This window comes from Marinobacterium sp. MBR-109, from assembly GCF_040547565.1.
Taxonomy (GTDB): domain Bacteria; phylum Pseudomonadota; class Gammaproteobacteria; order Pseudomonadales; family Balneatricaceae; genus Marinobacterium.
Window position 1 is genome coordinate 1 of the sequence record NZ_JBEPPZ010000004.1, and the last position, 16073, is coordinate 16073.

Here is a 16073-nt window from a genome sequence, read left to right on the forward strand (position 1 = left end):
AATAAAGCGGCTCATGATGACGTTCCGGTCATAGCTCGATCTCGATAATAGGGGGATTATCTCACAGGGCTATCGAAAACCCGACAGACTGCTAGCCTTTACAGGGGTTTCCCAGTGCCGGTTCGACCTGTTCGCCATCAATCAAAATGCCATACAATCATGGTGTAAATGTGTCTTACTGATTTCCTGGTTATGTGTCGGAGCGCTCAGTTTTCATGTCGCTGACTCAAGCTCCGGCTGCTGCAATTCTTTCGTCATATGCAGCTTTATTATGCGTCAGCGCCCAGGCGATACGAGCAGTTTTATTTGCCAATGCGACCACGGCAACATTGACATGCTTCCGAGCGGCAAGGCCTCTCAACCAATGACTCAGTCCGTCGTCTTTGCCCTCAACATGGCGCAATACGGCCCGGGCACCATGAACGAGTAGTTTACGTAAATAACTGTCACCGCGCTTGCTGATGCCAAGCAATCGATCGCGACCGCCGGTGCTATGCTGCTTAGGGGTCAGCCCCAGCGAGGCTGCGAAGTCCCGCCCTCTGCGGAAGGCCTTTCCGTCGCCAAGAGCGCCTGACAGAGCACTCGCGGTGAGCGGCCCGACACCACGCAATGTCATCAAGCGTTTGGCCACAGGGTCCTCATTGACACTCTCAGTGATCCGCTCATCAAGCGCCTTGATGCGGGTATCCAGGTACCTGAGGTCTTCCGCCAGACCGCTCAGCAAAACACGGAAGCTATCCGTTAGCCCATTCTCAGCATCCTCAAGCCAATCAGGCACAGCACGGCGCAGCTGCTGAATGCCTACCGGGGCGACGATTCCATACTCACCCACCAGGCCGCGAATCTGGTTGGCTTTGGCTGTTCGTTGTCCAACAAGTTCTTCCCGAATGCGGTGTGCGGCCTGAATATCCTGTTGAACAACCGTCTTGGGAGTGACAAACCGCATGTTTGGGCGGCTCATGGCTTCGCAGATCGCTTCCGCGTCCACCCGGTCATTCTTGTTGCTCTTGACGTAGGGTTTGACAAACTGGGCTGCGATCAGCAGGACGTGATAGCCTCGCTTCTGAAGCTCCCGTGCCCAGTGGTGAGATGAGGCACACGCCTCCATACCGATCTCAGCACCTGCTGGCACTTTACGGCACATGGCATCAAGCCACTTGCTCCGAGAATATTGTCCTTGCCATTGGATTTGACTGTGGCGGTCAACGCCATGGACATGGAACACTGACTTAGCAATATCAACACCAACGCGGATAATATTCATTTGGACTTCTCCTCATCTTTACGATGGTTGACGTTTCACTCACCATTTTGGCACGTAGATGCCGGTTAGGTGAGGAGGAGTCCATCCCATTGCTTGAGTACCAGGATGCGCACCATGGTTTCAGTCGGGTACGGTGGTCGCCCACCCTGAGTGCTTTCGACTCGAGGCGCGATGCAGTCAACTTCAGCGGCCAGTGCGGAGAAGTTGATGTGCTGCTCAATCTCAGCCAGAGGATCGCCGATCCGGTCGATCTTTTCACGGTGATGTTCGCTGGCAAAGAGGTCGTTTTTGATTGCGCTACGCTTCTTCATGGTACGGATTGGTCGGGTGTTAATGGATGCTCGATACTATTAACCCGGCGGTAGTTTATATCTGATATAATGCCTGCATGAATACAGACGCACGCAAGCTCAGCCCAGAGCAACAGGAACTTCTCAGGCAGAAGGCAATTCGACTCCGCGAGAAGGGTAAAACCTTCCGGCAGATCGGGCTGCTGCTCGACGTTCATCCCGACACTGTTGGCCGCTGGTATAAGCGCTATCAAGCGGGTGGTGCCGAGGCTATCGCTGTTCAAAAGCGTGGCCCCAAAAACAAGCCTCGACGGTTGACCGAACAGCAGGAACAACGTGTCATCGAGGCGATTCGTGACCAGATGCCCGACCAGCACAAGCTTGGCTTTGCGCTTTGGACACGGCGCGCGATTACTCAGTTGATCAAGCAGTTCTGGGGCATTGATATCCCGGTGCGCACGATGGGCGATTACCTCAAGCGCTGGGGCTTCACGCCTCAGAAGCCATTGAAGAAAGCGTGGGAGCAGAACCCGTCCCGCGTTGACGCTTGGCTGAAGGAGGAATACCCGCAGATTCAGGCCCGTGCCAAAGCAGAGAATGCCCAGATTTTCTGGGGTGACGAGACGGGTATCAAAAACAATACCCAGCACGGTCGGAGCTATGCACCAAAGGGACAAACACCAGTGCAACCTCTGCCGGCCAAGCGTGTATCGCTCAACATGATCTCGGCGATCACCAACCAGGGCACTGTACGATTCATGCTCTATGAGTCGACCATGACCGCCAAGGTCCTGAAGAAATTTCTGCGCGCGCTGATCGAATCGACGCCCGGCAAGGTCTTTCTGATCCTGGATAACTTGCGGGTACACCATGCCAAGGTCGTCAAACGCTGGTTGGAGCGCAAGACAGTCAAACGCTATCTGGAAGTATTCTTCCTGCCAGCCTACTCCCCGGAGTTGAATCCGGATGAATACCTCAACTGTGACCTGAAAGGCATGGTGCATAGTGGGCCTGCTGCTCGCTCTGTCGACGATCTGAAGAAGCGCACGCGATCATGCATGCTGACGCTTCAACGCCGTCCTGAACGAGTGAAAAAATACTTTGATGCAGAGCATATCGCCTATGCTGCATAGTCGACATAAATTTCCGCCGGGTTAATATCACAGGGCTAGCGGTGCTGTGAGGGAGGTTTTTCGAGGTGCCCATCAGCAGGTAGTAAGGCACCCGAATCAGTTTGCAATTAATAACAAGAAAAATTGTTTAACTCTCTACTGAAGCCTTATTAGACTACGCAATGCTGTTAGAATTACAGTTCCATCATGCCGAAACCGCCAGCCCGTTTAATTAATTCTGTAATCCAAAAAATTAATTCTGATCCCGAACACTTAATTTTTCTGCTGCTTTGAACTTTATGTGTATATATACATTGGCCTGTCTAAGGAGTTCACCTGCGGTTAGATGTGCAGATCCCATTTCCTGTAAAAATATTATGTGTGTATAGAAATATACAACACAGTGCCTGCAATGGTTTGCATAGCCCGCGCTACCGACTAGATCCCCTACCGGTTAGCCCGCGATTCAAAGCAGGGGCGTAGGAGGCTCAAATTTCAATAGTTTTCTGTTTATGAGGCGCAGTACCCATCAGAGCAATTCGATGCTCTGTGAGCCTCAAAAATGCGGTTTTTCGCTATGGTGCACCAAGGACAGCTCAACCGTTGATGATTGACCTGATCTGATGCGGCAGGAATGGGTGAGAACACCAAACCGGTCAGGCGCCGACCTCAAAATCTGTGACCGGTTCGGCAATTCGACCAGCACACCCTTTTCGACCCTACTTATCTATCCGGAAAGGGGTGGGGGTTATGCGATTTTTTTTCGTGCACGCGCAGTCGCTGACACTAGAAAGATTTCTTTAATATCAATATGTTAGCAACAATATTCGCACATCTGCAACACATTTGGCCTTTTGATCGAATACCCCCACCCCCTTTCCGTAATAGAATATAGCGTAGAGCTGTCAACATTTGCGGGTCATTTGGCATTATGACTCAAAACTGGCACCCCTTTCCCGTTATATTCTATTACGCAAAAGGGGGGGGGTAAATTCGTATACATTGCAACAGGAGTTCTGTACGTATGCTGGTCAGTCAAACAGAGGACATGATCCTGAATCCTGGATGTGCACACACCATGAAACAACTGTTTCATGGTGTTTGATCGGGACAATGAGAGGCCGCCTCCACATGTCAAACAAACGTTTATCGATGTTTATAGATTTGCGGCATACAGCTCTCTACAGGTGATTTTTTACGAAATTTAATAATATTCAGACACACTGGAGATGCAATTTAAGCTGATCCAAGCTAGTCAAAAATCTACAGAAACCAATCTTTTTCAATCAAGTCCAGGCTAGACGAAATGTCAGTTAAATAGGTATTATTTCACCCATACAGCCCTACCTACATAGATTAGCAAAATACCAAAAAAGACGCGCTTGAACTAAAAACTCCTATCATACACCCACCGAAACAAGAGAGCATATTTAGGAAATAATACGTGGTTTTTATAATAAAATTAATCAGCAGGTACTGCGGTGCACTTAACGTCCGGTATATTGCCACATGGTCCATATAGCGGAAGTTAGTTAAGCCTGATTTCAAAAAACTGAATCAGGCATGGCCCCACGTTTATATAAGGCCTCTTGGTGCTATGTTGCTCACAGTGAAACGAGGAGCAGGCCCGCCACCATCACCACCAGTCCCTGCAACCTCGGCAGGCTAACGGGTTCACGTAGCCAGATCACGCCGATCAGCACACCCAGGGGAATACTCACCTGACGTAACGCAACCACATAGCTGACTTCACTCACCATCGACATGCTGACCAATATCAGCAGATAGGTGCCGATAATGAAGCTGCCCGCCAATAGCGTCCAGCCGAAGTCCGGCACGACCCTCAGTGACTCGCCAAAGCCCCATCGCACCAGTGGCAACATCCATATCAGACAGGCTGCTGCCTGTAATACGACAAAACTGCTGCCAGCGGCAAAAGCATCCATCCCCTGCTGCTTCATAAGCTGAATGGCGGCACTGTCGAGCACCGAGTATCCAGCCGTGGCGCACGCCGCCAAAAGTACCCAAGCGATAGCCGGGGTCCTGTAGTCGCGCCAGTGCCACTCACGCCAACACACCAATGGCAGTGCCAACGAACCCAGTATGATCAGGCACATGCCGATCAGATCCGTCGCCTGGAGTTGACTTTGGCCATATGTAATCAGCACCACTGCCGGCACGATCAATACCGGCAGCGCCCGCGCCAGTGGGTAGACGATATTCAGGTTGCCGTGTCTGTAGGCTTTGGCCAGACCAGTCAGGTAGAGGGTCTGGCAAAGACCTGAGGCCAGCAGCAGCCACCAGAAAGCAGACGGCAACGCAGTTACTTCCGGCCAGACGCGCAGCAGTAGTGGACTGAAAATCAACATGCCCAGCCCCATGGCCCAAGCATAAAAACGCACCGTCTGAGCAGTGCGCTTGCCGATCAGGTTCCAACCCGCATGCAGCAGGGCCGAAACCAGGATCAATCCGATAGCGGCAGGTGTCACGGTTTCTCGCCCATCGCCAGTCGTGCCGCGATCTCTTCCAGGCAGGGAATGACATCGGCAATGCTGTCGATGACATAATGAGCGCCACTGCCGATCATGCGCTTGTAGGCAACCGCGCGATAGGTGTCCTGCTCCACTTCTCCCAATGCCTGCCAGGCGTCCAGGCTCATGCCCACTTCGTTGCCGCTAACGGCGACGCCGATGGTCCACATACCCGCGTTCAAGCCTTCCTCGATACCGGTGAGAGTGTCATCGATTTTTACGCAGGCACAGAGGTGCTGTACGCCCAGATCCATGGCATTTTTCAGGCTCATATGCGGATAGGGACGCCCCTTGGGCACTTCCGTGGCGCAAACATTGCTGTCCGGGGTGTAGCCCTGCTCGGCAGCTCGGGCCACCAGGCCTTCAATCATGCTGCCCGCATACCCGGTGTTGGCACCGATGCGGATTTCATTGGCACGCATCCAATCCAGCGCCTCGGTCAGGCCTGGGATAAGCTCGGCAGTCTGTGCAATGGCATCAATCTGCAGAGGTACGAAGTCGTCATACAAGCGGTCAATATCGGCTTCACCCGGGTACTCTCCTTTCACGTCTTTCCATGCATCACGAATACGGGGATGAGTACACAGCTGGCGGATATGTTCACGCTTTTCGGTGCCCATGGGGCCGCGCGCTTCAGCTTCGCTGATCGGCACGCCTTCATCGGCAAATAAACGTTGAAAAGCGCGGATCGGCGCCATGGAACCAAAATCCACGGTGGTGCCCGCCCAGTCCATGATCACGGCTTCAATTGGGCCTGTGTAACGGCGTTCAAACTGGTAAATCGGTGCAGTCATGACAATTTCTCCGTTGAATTCAGTTGGGTCAAGCGGTTGCCGCCGCGTTAAGAGCATGGATGGGCGCGCCGTTCGGTATCTGCAGCTCGTCCAGCACGGCGGCAACGGCAGCGAGGACAGCATCGATCTGCACATCATGCAGCTGGCCGATACAGCCCAAGCGGAAGCTGTCCTCTTCGGTTAACTTTCCCGGATAAATGATGAAACCGCGGGCTTTCATACGATCGTAGAAGGCCTGGAAATCGAAGTTCGGGTGGCCCGGCGAGAAGAAGGTGATGATGATCGGGGACAGCCACTCATCGCTGAGCAGGGTTTCAAATCCCATGCGGCGCATGCCGGCGACCAGGCGCTGCTGGTTGCGCTGATAGCGCGCATGACGACCGACGATCCCCCCTTCCGTTGCGTGTTCCTTCAGCGCCTGCAGGAATGCTGCTACCACGTGGGTGGGCGGGGTGTAGCGCCACTGGCCGGTTTTGGCCAAGTACTGCCACTGATCCAGCAAGTCCAGACTCAAAGAGTGTGCGTTACCTTTGGAAGCGTCCAGCGCACTCTGGCGGACCAGGCTAAAACCGAAACCGGGCACACCTTCAAAACATTTGTTGGCAGAAGAGATCAGTGCATCGAATTGAACGGTTTTGGCACTGATTGCTACAGCACCAAAGGCGCTCATTGAATCGATGATCAGGCGTCGTCCCTGACGTGCTACTGCTTCGGCGATCTCTTCCACCGGGTTGAGAATGCCGGAGCTGGTTTCGCAATGAACCAGGGCAACGTGAGTGATTGCAGGATCAGCGGCCAGTATCGCTTCCACTTCTTCACCACGGGGTGGCTCATAGTCACCCTTATCCAGAGCGACATAGTCACGACCCAAGTAATTCATGATCTTGCCCATACGCTGACCGTAGGCACCGTTCATGAGGATCAATAACTTGCCATCTTTTGGTACCAATGTCGCAAGCGTTGCTTCAACGGCAAAGGTGCCGGAGCCCTGCATCGGTACGCAAACGTGGCTGTCTTCACCGTCGATCAGGGCAACCAACTGCTGGCACAGCCGGGCAGTCATGGCACGGAAGTCACCATCCCATGAGCCCCAATCTTGCAGCATTGCCTGTTTAACGCTGAGGGTTGTATTGATGGGACCGGGAGTCAGCAGATAAGGCTGTTCTGTTTTCATGATCTCTCTCTTTCTGGTCTATACCAGTGTTTTTGAGCAAAAAAAATTGCTCCTTTTCTATCCAGGGCACCCCTCAGGTACCCGCCTGCATCAGCGCTGTCGCCAGCGCTGAGTGCGTTGCAGAATGCTATGGCTGATCAGCCAGTGAAGCCCTTTTGCCACCAGCGATGTCAACATCAGCAAGACAGCCATGGCTGCAGCCGGTGCCGTGTCCCCTGCCTCATCCATATGCATTACCGCTACAGAGGCCAGTGTGGTTTCTGCGGAGTAGAGGAAGATGACGGCCGAAACCGTGGTCATGGCGTTGACGAACAGGTAAACGGAGATATCAAGCACCGCAGGCAGTGCCAAAGGCAGGGTTACCCGGCGCAGAGTGGTATAAAAGGGAACTTTCAACGAAGCTGAAACCGCCTCGAATTCATTGTCGATCTGCTTCAGGCTGGTTACAGCGGTCAGATGACATACTGTGTAGAAATGTACCAATGTATTCAGGACCAGAATCGCCATGGTGCCGTACATCAGGTTCAGCGGATTGTTTGGTTGGTTGAAGAAGAAGATATACGACAACCCCAGTACAATGCCTGGCACTGCCATCGGCAGCATGGCCAGTAGTTGTAAAAATTTACGCGCAGTTGGCATCGGCTTGATCTTCTCGCTCATGTACGCCACGAGGAAGACTACCGCAGTACCAATTAATGCCGTCCAGACAGACATCTGTACCGAGTTGAAGTAGGACGCCCAGCCGACTCCGTCCATCATGTCAAAATTGTAATTCTTGAGCGACAACCCCATGTTGTACGGCCAAAAGGTGATGAAGGAGGCATACACTGCCATACCCACCACCAACAGAAGAAAGCCGCACACGATAAAACAAAACAACGTCAGTAGAAGGTCACGCAACATCGATCTGTTGGGTTGCAGCGGCACGGCGCGGGCCGACAGCTGGGATGACTGATGGCGCTGCACCCGACGCTCGACGATAAAGGACACCAGCGCCGGCAGCAGCAGGATGACGCTGACCACCGCGCCCATCTGGAAGTTCTGCTGCCCCACCACCTGCTTGTAGATATCGGTAGCCAGCACGTTGTATTGCCCGCCAATCACCTTGGCAACGCCGAAATCGGTGATGGTCAGGGTGAAGATCACGAAGATGGTATTGATCAGGCCGTAGCGCACCGACGGCAGGGTCACGGTCAGGAACACGCGCCAGGGCGGTGTTTTCATCGACTTGGCTGCTTCGTATAGACGTGCATCGCTGTTGCTGAAGGCGGTGATAAGGATCATCAGAGCATGCGGAAACGCCCAGAAGCTCAGCCCCATGATGATACCTACTGGGCCGTAGATACTGTCCACCGGCAGCCAGTTCCTGAGAATGCCCTGATTGCCGAACAGGTAGATCATGCTCAATGCCGGCAGAAGCGATGGCGCAAACAGAGGCAGCATCGTCAACAGACGGAAACCCTTTTTGCCCACCATTCCGCTGCGGGTAAGGGCGTAGGCAAAGACAAAGGCGGTAGAAACCACGATCAACGTGGTCCAGACAGCGATATTGAGCGAATTCAGAATGGATTCGGTCAGCGCCGGATTACTGAAATACGCAGTGAAATTGCTTAGGCCGATGAACTCGCCGGCCCTGTTTTGCAAGCTTTTGACCAGCATAGTCAGCAACGGGAACAAAAGCGCCAGCAACAAAAACACCACACCGCCTACAACGATAGTGCGTTGCACCCAGATTTCGGTATCAAAGCCGCGCTTGGTGGCCAGACTCGGGATCGCGGACATCATCAGGCTCCAGCCACCTGCATGGCCGCGACACCCAGGTCCATGCTATCGCTGCACCCCACTTTTGTGACGGGGTTCTGGCCTTGGCCTTCCTGCGGGTAGAACTTGAGCGCCGCCGCCAGCACACTCAGCCAGTACGATGCACCTACCGCCGGGTTCAGGCTATGCAGCTGTTCCACCGGCAGGTCTACATGGATCTGCGGCAGTTCAATATCAAAGCTCATCTCAAGTCGTACGAAGGCGCCCATGAAGTGAATGTGGTCCAGCCGAGCCTGGAACACGAACTGCTCATTGCGGTCCAGCCCCCAAGGGGCGGCATGCAGCTGCACGCTCTCGGGACGGAAGCCCAGCGTGCCTTCGTCACAGGGCGGTAGTATTAGAGGCACCTGTACATCCTTGTGTCCCAGCATCAGCTGGTTGTGGCCGAACACACGAGCCGGCAGCAGGTTCATGCTACCGACAAAACGAGCCACGAATTCAGTGGCTGGCTGGAGGTAAATTTCTTCCGGGGTGCCGACCTGTGCGATGCGACCGTGATCCATCACCACGATGCGATCGGCCATGGTCAGCGCTTCATCCTGGTCATGGGTCACCATGATCGTGGTAATGCCCAGCTTGCGCTGCAGGCTGCAGATCTCATTTCGCAGATGCAGGCGCACGCGAGCATCCAGCGCAGACAGTGGTTCATCCAACAAAAGCAAACCGGGTTCGGTCGCCAGCGCACGTGCCAGTGCCACCCGTTGCTGCTGACCACCCGAAAGCTGACCCGGAAACTTGTCGCCAATATCCGGCAGGTGAATTTGATCCAGCAACAACTGGACTCTCTGTTCCCGCTCACGGCGGGGTATCTTCATGTTGGCCAGGCCGTAAGCAATGTTCTCGTTCACGGTCAGGTTCGGAAAAAGAGCATAGGACTGAAACACAATACCGAAATCACGCTGTTGCGGAGGCAAAGTTGAAACATCGCACCCAGCCTGCACAATCCGGCCCTCTTCCTGCTGCTCCAGACCGGCAATCGCTCTCAACAGTGTGGTTTTGCCACAGCCGGAGGGCCCCAGGAAGCAGATGAACTCACCCTCGTTGATTTCCAGGGAAATATCATCCAACGCGGTGAAGCTGCCAAAGGACTTGCGCAGGTGCTGAATCTGCAGGTAAGCGGGTGTGGTCTTCATGCTCTATCTCCATCAAAACTGTGAGGGCTGAATCTCAGCCCTCCGAGGTGGCGCAGCTGATCAGTTTTTAGCTTCGCTCTTGCCGTCGTAACGACGCTGCCACTCTTTGAGAATGCGCTCACGGTTTAGCGCAGCCCATTCAAAGTCGTTATCGATCATGCGATCGGCGATATTCGCAGGGTAATTTTCTACTGGTTTAGCGACGCCCGGCATGGCAACAACTGCAAAGTTGTCGTTGTAGAGCATGTTGGCATCACGTGTAACAGCCCAATCCATCAATTTCTGGGCTGCGTCCAGCTTTTTAGTGCCTTTAACGATGGCGGCTGCCTCCATGTCCCAACCCAGCCCCTCGGACGGGAATGCAAGATCAACAGGAGCCCCTTGGCTGATCAGCTTGGCACCACGGTAGGCAAAGGAAATACCGATAGGCGTTTCACCGGAAGCCGCCATCTTGCAGGGCTTTGAGCCAGAGTGTGTATAGCGGTCGATGTTCTGGTGCAGGTCGTCCATGAATGCCCACCCTTGCTCTTCACCAAAGGTCTGCAGCCAGCTGGTGACATCCAGATAGCCTGTTCCGGAAGAGTTGGGATTCGGCATGACTACATGGCCCTGATACACCGGCTTTGTCAGGTCTTTCCAGCTTGTCGGTAATGGCAGGCCATGTTTCTCAGCTTCGATTCGGTTGTAGCAGATTGAAGCAACCCAGGCGTTCATGCCCACCCAAGAAGGGGTTGCATCTTTGTCTACGAACTGCTCACTCAATGCTTCAACACCCTCTGGTTTGTAGGGCTGAAGCATCTGCTGATCTTTCAATACCAACAGGCTTGTGGCGGCAACACCCAGAATGGCATCAGCTTGGGGATTTTCTTTTTCCGCAAGCAACCGCGCGGTGATGATGCCGGTTGAGTCACGCACCCAACGGATCTTGACATCGGGGTTGGCCGTTTCAAATCCTTTGGCATAGGACTTGAGCTGGTCTGCTTCCAAGGCGGTATACACGGTCAACTCAGTGGCCGCGTTGACCGAGGTGGCCGCCAAGGCGACAGCCGCCGCCAACAGGGTCTTTTTCAGGTTAAGCGTCATAGCGAGATCCTTATATCCGTTAAACAAGCGTTGAGATCCAGATTGCACTTCATCTGGTATAGACCAGATGAAGTTTCACAGTATTCTGTTGCAAAAAAATGAAGATAAGATTGCACGTTGTTTAACCGGATATTTTTTGGCTACGTGCCAGGGCACATTGAATGCGAAAAGCTTCACTGAATGGATCAACCTGGCCAAACCGATCAACCCTGAAGGGCTTCATATCAGTAAAAGGATCTCTTCCAAGGGCAATTTCTGCCAGCATGCGGCCAATACCACCAGACAAAGCAATGCCACCTCCAGAGCAGCCACTTGCCACTAGGAGTCCCGGCAACTCTGTAGTGCCAAGCAAGGGTTTGCCATCCGGGGTGTAGCTGGAAATGCCACTGATATAGTGCGCGATGCCCACCTGTTCCAATGCGGGAAAAATTCCAGCAAGCGAACTGTAGCCAGCTTCAAGGCAGTCCCAACCGTCAGGATCACAGTTGAACAGATAGCCATGAATGTCTTCCGGCAAGTTTGATGCGTCACCGTAGACAGCCTGCTTATCACGCAAGCCGAACAACAACCCACCGACCTCCGGACGTGCATAAGCATTAATATCCGGCAGGATCACCATAGGGCTATCGACGGGGAAAAGTTTCGGATTCGCTTCGCTGATCCAGTAGTGGCTGCGAACGGGCGCCATTGCCATTGAAATGCCGTACTGTGCCAGCAGTGCAACTGACCAGGGACCGGCACAGCAGATGATTGTTTCAGCATGCATTTGGCCTTTTGAGGTCTCTACACCAACGGCGCGGCCTTGTTCAACCAGCAACCGTTCAACACGGCAGTTTTGTATGACTTCAACGCCAAGCCGTCGAGCAGCTGTGAGATAGCCTTGCGCCAGTTGCACGGGGTCCATGTAACCGTCCTCGGCAACAAACAGTGCGATTCCGTCCTTCCCTGGCTCCAGCCATGGTGACAAAGAGCGGATCTGGTCAGCAGAAAGCCGGTCGGATGCCAGACCTAACTGATGTGCTGTGTTGGCTGTTTGCTGAAGATAATCACGCCCCGCTTCATCAGTCGCCAGATGCAGGCTACCCACCTGACGCAGTGGCAGGGGCTCATCGAGTACAGAATTTAATTCATCAATGGCTGCAAAGGTTTGAGCAACCATAGCCGCCATGGCTGAATCAGGACGAACTCTGGTAAGCAGTGCAGCCGCCTGACTCGTCGTGGCAGTTGAAACCATCCCGGCTTCAACCAGACGAATGCGAGCGCCTGCAGGAACCCTCTGTGCAAGTGCCCAGGCAGTCGCAGCACCAAGGATGCCACCGCCGATAATGAGAAAGTCTGTAGAAGAATGATGCATATTGCTCAACCTCAATCTGGTATAGACCAGATTATCGAGCTACATCATGACATGTCGGTGACAAAAATATTTCATCGGAATTGCTCAGCACCACAGCCTTACGCTGCTTTCACTGCTCTCAGTGACGATCGCCGATGCGTACTGAGATTTTCAACGCATCATGCAGCCAGTATTCCCGATCCAGTTCCAGAAACTCGCCGCGTTGATCAAAACTTAAACGTTGAATATACAACCCTGCAGCACCTGGATTGACGCTCAAGGAATCCGCTTCAAGCCCCTTCAAGGCAAGTGGGTATATTTCAATGTCGCGGTGCTCAGGCCTCAGGTCATATTTGTCACGCAGCAACTGCCATATCGACAGATCGGTACTTTCACCCAACAAGCCCGAGCAATGGGCAGGATTGATATAGTTGTGCTCAACCAGCAACCCGCGTTCATCTACATAACGGCGGCGGAATATGTGATACACCGGCGCTCCGACTTCAAGACCACAGGCTTCGCTCAGCCAGGGAGATACCTCGGTCAGCTGTTTGAAAAGGGTTTCAGTACGCGGTTTGAACCCCTGTTCTGTCACATATCGATTAAACCCCACATCTCTGCTGGGGTCATAGCGAAGGCGTTCGGGGGTGATGTACCAGCCACGACGGTTGGACCTGAAGATCAAGCCTTCTGCTTCAAGCTGTGACAGCGCCTGACGAATGGTGACGCGAGTTGTATGGAAGCGCTCAGAGAGTTCCCGTTCGGAGGGGAGCCGTTGTTGGCTACTGAGTTTTTCAGCTTCAATCCAGGACCATAACTGATCACGAAGCTGAAGATACACTGGGTAATCAAATCGCGACATTACTTCTTCTCAATAAAAGCCAGTATTCCAGCAAGCAAGTATGACAATTAGATTACCATCAGTTGCGGCACGAAGCTTGAGTCTGCAGCCGGCAACGTGCCGATGGTACATATACCGTTTGGGGTTGCGAATAGTTGAGCTCTTGATGACTTCCACATGGCCTTACGATCAGTCGGCCCAGCCCGAACCGATTGCTCGGAACGGCAACTCCAGTTGCAGATCCGGAACTTTATAGGCGATCCAGACCGGGAAGGTATTGCTGTTTGGGCCAGGGAAAACACGATACTCATGCTTCCAAGGGTAATCCTCGGCTGCTGCACTGATCCGGGTGATCAGCTCATCCACCCCCTCACCACGACGGTCCAGAATGAGTTCTGGCTCAGCACCGAACCAGTGACGATCGGGTGTATCCTGCTCGATACGCAACACGGGCAGACCACGCCGCTCCCGCCAGCCAATCACTTCGTACACGGTATACTGGTCAGCATTGCGTGGTTTGACTGCGATCCAGGTATGTACCCGCAAAAATCCCTCGCCACCCCCAGGCATCAGCAGCATACACCTGTATCACCGGCTCTGGAGTGATGTGCGGATCTGGAGCCAGGCCGGCACTTGCTCGGTTCGCTGTGCGCCAATCATTATTTGCACAGGCAACCAGCATCGGCAGCAGTATCAATATCACCAGGTGTTTCAGTTTCAGCATGGATGAGTCCTCCTGATCAATATACGCATAATGCAGGCATGTGGATTGTGCAGTCTGTCATATTTCTGGTCAGCTCAGCAATAAATGACCGAGCAAACTTGGTGTACTCACCACTGATAACCTATCAAACTGCTCGATACTGTTAAAATTACAGTTCCATCAAGCCAAAAAATTAATTCTGATTCCGAACACTTAATTTTTCTGCTGCTTTGAACTTTATGTGTGTATATATACATTGGCCTGTCTAAGGAGTTCACCTGCGGTTAGATGTGCAGATCCCATTTCCTGTAAAAATATTATGTGTGTATAGAAATATACAACACAGTGCCTGCAATGCTTTGCATAGCCCGCGCTACCGACTAGATCCCCTACCGATTAGCCCGCGATTCAAAGCAGGGGGTAGGAGGCTCAAATTTCAATAGTTTTCTGTTTATGAGGCGCAGTACCTATCAGAGCAATTCGATGCTATGTGAGCCTCAAAAATGCGGTTTTTCGCTATGGTGCACCAAGGACAGCTCAACCGTTGATGATTGACCTGATCTGATGCGGCAGGAATGGGTGGGAACACCAAACCGGTCAGGCGCCGACCTCAAAACCTATGACCGGCTCGGCAATTCGACTAGCACACCCTTTTCGACCCTACTTATCTATCCGGAAAGGGGTGGGGGTTATGCGATTTTTTTTCGTGCACGCGCAGTCGCTGATAATAGAAAGATTTCTTTAATATCAATATGTTAGCAACAATATTCGCACATCTGCAACACATTTGGCCTTTTGATCGAATACCCCCACCCCCTTTCCGTAATAGAATATAGCGTAAAGCTGTCAACATTTTCGGCTCTTTTTTCAGTTTCAAAACATTGACCTTTTTTATCACATACCCCCCACCCCTTTCCGTAATAGAATATAGCGTAGAGCTGTCAACATTTGCCGGTCATTTGGCATTATGACTCAAACCTGGCACCCCTTTCCCGTTATATTCTATTACGGAAAGGGGGGGTAAATTCGTATACATTGCAACAGGAGTTCTTTACGTATGCTGGTCACTCAAACAGAAGCCATGATCCTGAATCCTGGATGTGCACACACCATGAAACAACTGTTTCATGGTGTGTGCTCGGGACAATGAGAGGCACCCCCACATGTCAAACAAACGTTTATCGATGTTTATAGATTTGCGGCATACAGCTCTATACAGGTGAGTTTTTGCGAAATTTAATAATATTCAGACACACTGGAGATGCAATTTAAGCTGATCCAAGCTAGTCAAAAAATGTCAAACATCTAAATAAACCAATCTTTCTCAATTAAAACCACCCTTGAAGAGGCTTCAGTTATATAAGCATTAGTCTAACTCTATTGACCTAATTTTATAGGTTAGAAAGAAAACCAAAATAAAATACCGCGATTGAGTTGCATATCTTTATGCATCCACTCACCGAATTAACGGAGTATATTTAAAAAACAATACGCGAATTCAACTCCGAATCAGCATTGCCTACACCATCAGGCTGTTATAATTCGTCGCAACCACAGCGGGCTAAAGCAACATGCGATCTGACTCTTCACACCAGCCGTATCACAGAGCCAAATCAACCAGAGGGATACGCCCGCATGTTGCTGTCACCCGAAGATCACTCCCGTATCATCGAGATGGCATGGGAGGATCGAACCCCATTCGAAGCCATTGAGCACTGCTACAGACTGACGGAGTCTGATGTAATCCGCATCATGCAGCGCAGCCTCAAGCCGAGCAGTTTTAAGCTGTGGCGTAAACGGGTAGCTGGGCGAAGGACCAAACATCTTCAGCTTCGATCAGCTGAGGTCCGTCGCGGATTCGCCCCCGGGCAATATAAACATCGATGAACGATCTGGTGGTTGCTGTTCAGTAGCCCACCTGGCTAGCTTGTATCGAGCATGCAACCATGAAGCTGCCCAACCCTCCCCTTCAAGGCAGCATGTACTTCATAGGC

Annotated in this window: 12 protein-coding genes and 1 pseudogene; 2 read left to right on the forward strand and 11 right to left on the reverse strand. The window is 52.3% G+C overall.

The window, feature by feature from the left end; all coding sequences use genetic code 11:
• Nucleotides 1–226: 226 nt before the first annotated feature.
• Entirely contained in the window at nucleotides 227–1264 is a 1038-nt protein-coding gene (locus tag ABIE60_RS06595; RefSeq protein WP_354468650.1) for an IS110 family RNA-guided transposase, read from the reverse strand.
• A gap of 89 nt (nucleotides 1265–1353) precedes the next feature.
• Nucleotides 1354–1575, reverse strand: a pseudogene (locus ABIE60_RS06600) (transposase); the annotation flags it as partial.
• Nucleotides 1576–1652: 77 nt separating this feature from the next.
• Here ABIE60_RS06600 and ABIE60_RS06605 point away from each other — a divergent pair.
• Nucleotides 1653–2687 (forward strand): IS630 family transposase, encoded by a 1035-nt coding sequence (locus ABIE60_RS06605; protein WP_354468651.1) that lies wholly within the window; start codon nucleotides 1653–1655, stop codon nucleotides 2685–2687.
• A 1583-nt stretch (nucleotides 2688–4270) separates the two neighbouring features.
• Here the strand turns inward: ABIE60_RS06605 and ABIE60_RS06610 are convergent.
• The 9 genes from ABIE60_RS06610 to ABIE60_RS06650 all read right to left on the reverse strand — a co-directional run bounded on the left by ABIE60_RS06610 (nucleotide 4271) and on the right by ABIE60_RS06650 (nucleotide 13955).
• Nucleotides 4271–5155 carry an EamA family transporter gene (locus tag ABIE60_RS06610; RefSeq protein WP_354468652.1) on the reverse strand — a complete coding sequence of 295 codons (885 nt, stop codon included), beginning with the start codon at nucleotides 5153–5155 and terminating at the stop codon, nucleotides 4271–4273.
• Nucleotides 5152–5991, reverse strand: a complete 840-nt coding sequence (gene phnX / locus ABIE60_RS06615) for a phosphonoacetaldehyde hydrolase (protein ID WP_354468653.1) — start codon at nucleotides 5989–5991, stop codon at nucleotides 5152–5154. Before phnX ends, ABIE60_RS06610 begins: the two co-directional genes overlap by 4 nt.
• A gap of 28 nt (nucleotides 5992–6019) precedes the next feature.
• Nucleotides 6020–7165, reverse strand: coding sequence for a 2-aminoethylphosphonate--pyruvate transaminase (locus ABIE60_RS06620; protein WP_354468654.1), 1146 nt, complete (start codon nucleotides 7163–7165; stop codon nucleotides 6020–6022).
• Between the two features lie 90 nt (nucleotides 7166–7255).
• Entirely contained in the window at nucleotides 7256–8950 is a 1695-nt protein-coding gene (locus ABIE60_RS06625; RefSeq protein WP_354468655.1) for a putative 2-aminoethylphosphonate ABC transporter permease subunit, read from the reverse strand.
• Entirely contained in the window at nucleotides 8950–10119 is a 1170-nt protein-coding gene (locus tag ABIE60_RS06630; protein WP_354468656.1) for a putative 2-aminoethylphosphonate ABC transporter ATP-binding protein, read from the reverse strand. Before ABIE60_RS06630 ends, ABIE60_RS06625 begins: the two co-directional genes overlap by 1 nt.
• Before the next feature lie 60 nt (nucleotides 10120–10179).
• Nucleotides 10180–11202 carry a putative 2-aminoethylphosphonate ABC transporter substrate-binding protein gene (locus tag ABIE60_RS06635; RefSeq protein ID WP_354468899.1) on the reverse strand — a complete coding sequence of 341 codons (1023 nt, stop codon included), beginning with the start codon at nucleotides 11200–11202 and terminating at the stop codon, nucleotides 10180–10182.
• A gap of 121 nt (nucleotides 11203–11323) precedes the next feature.
• On the reverse strand, nucleotides 11324–12556 hold the full coding sequence (locus tag ABIE60_RS06640; protein WP_354468657.1) for an NAD(P)/FAD-dependent oxidoreductase: 1233 nt from the start codon (nucleotides 12554–12556) through the stop codon (nucleotides 11324–11326).
• Between the two features lie 118 nt (nucleotides 12557–12674).
• Entirely contained in the window at nucleotides 12675–13397 is a 723-nt protein-coding gene (locus tag ABIE60_RS06645) for a UTRA domain-containing protein (protein ID WP_354468658.1), read from the reverse strand.
• Nucleotides 13398–13565: 168 nt separating this feature from the next.
• The gene (locus ABIE60_RS06650) at nucleotides 13566–13955 is read right to left on the reverse strand and encodes a DUF3750 domain-containing protein (RefSeq protein ID WP_354468659.1); all 390 of its coding nucleotides are present in this window, start codon (nucleotides 13953–13955) and stop codon (nucleotides 13566–13568) included.
• Nucleotides 13956–15714: 1759 nt separating this feature from the next.
• Between ABIE60_RS06650 and ABIE60_RS06655 the strand changes: the two genes are divergently transcribed.
• Entirely contained in the window at nucleotides 15715–15966 is a 252-nt protein-coding gene (locus tag ABIE60_RS06655; protein WP_354468660.1) for a TIGR03643 family protein, read from the forward strand.
• The last annotated feature ends 107 nt before the right edge of the window (nucleotides 15967–16073 follow it).

Bases quoted from the DNA above. Each gene is read 5' to 3' on its own strand.
- ABIE60_RS06595 (WP_354468650.1), bottom strand. From the start codon at position 1,264: ATGAATATTATCCGCGTTGGTGTTGATATTGCTAAGTCAGTGTTCCAT.
- ABIE60_RS06605 (WP_354468651.1), top strand. From the start codon at position 1,653: ATGAATACAGACGCACGCAAGCTCAGCCCAGAGCAACAGGAACTTCTC.
- phnX (WP_354468653.1), bottom strand. From the start codon at position 5,991: ATGACTGCACCGATTTACCAGTTTGAACGCCGTTACACAGGCCCAATT.
- ABIE60_RS06620 (WP_354468654.1), bottom strand. From the start codon at position 7,165: ATGAAAACAGAACAGCCTTATCTGCTGACTCCCGGTCCCATCAATACA.
- ABIE60_RS06625 (WP_354468655.1), bottom strand. From the start codon at position 8,950: ATGATGTCCGCGATCCCGAGTCTGGCCACCAAGCGCGGCTTTGATACC.
- ABIE60_RS06630 (WP_354468656.1), bottom strand. From the start codon at position 10,119: ATGAAGACCACACCCGCTTACCTGCAGATTCAGCACCTGCGCAAGTCC.
- ABIE60_RS06635 (WP_354468899.1), bottom strand. From the start codon at position 11,202: ATGACGCTTAACCTGAAAAAGACCCTGTTGGCGGCGGCTGTCGCCTTG.
- ABIE60_RS06640 (WP_354468657.1), bottom strand. From the start codon at position 12,556: ATGCATCATTCTTCTACAGACTTTCTCATTATCGGCGGTGGCATCCTT.
- ABIE60_RS06645 (WP_354468658.1), bottom strand. From the start codon at position 13,397: ATGTCGCGATTTGATTACCCAGTGTATCTTCAGCTTCGTGATCAGTTA.
- ABIE60_RS06650 (WP_354468659.1), bottom strand. From the start codon at position 13,955: ATGCTGCTGATGCCTGGGGGTGGCGAGGGATTTTTGCGGGTACATACC.
- ABIE60_RS06655 (WP_354468660.1), top strand. From the start codon at position 15,715: ATGTTGCTGTCACCCGAAGATCACTCCCGTATCATCGAGATGGCATGG.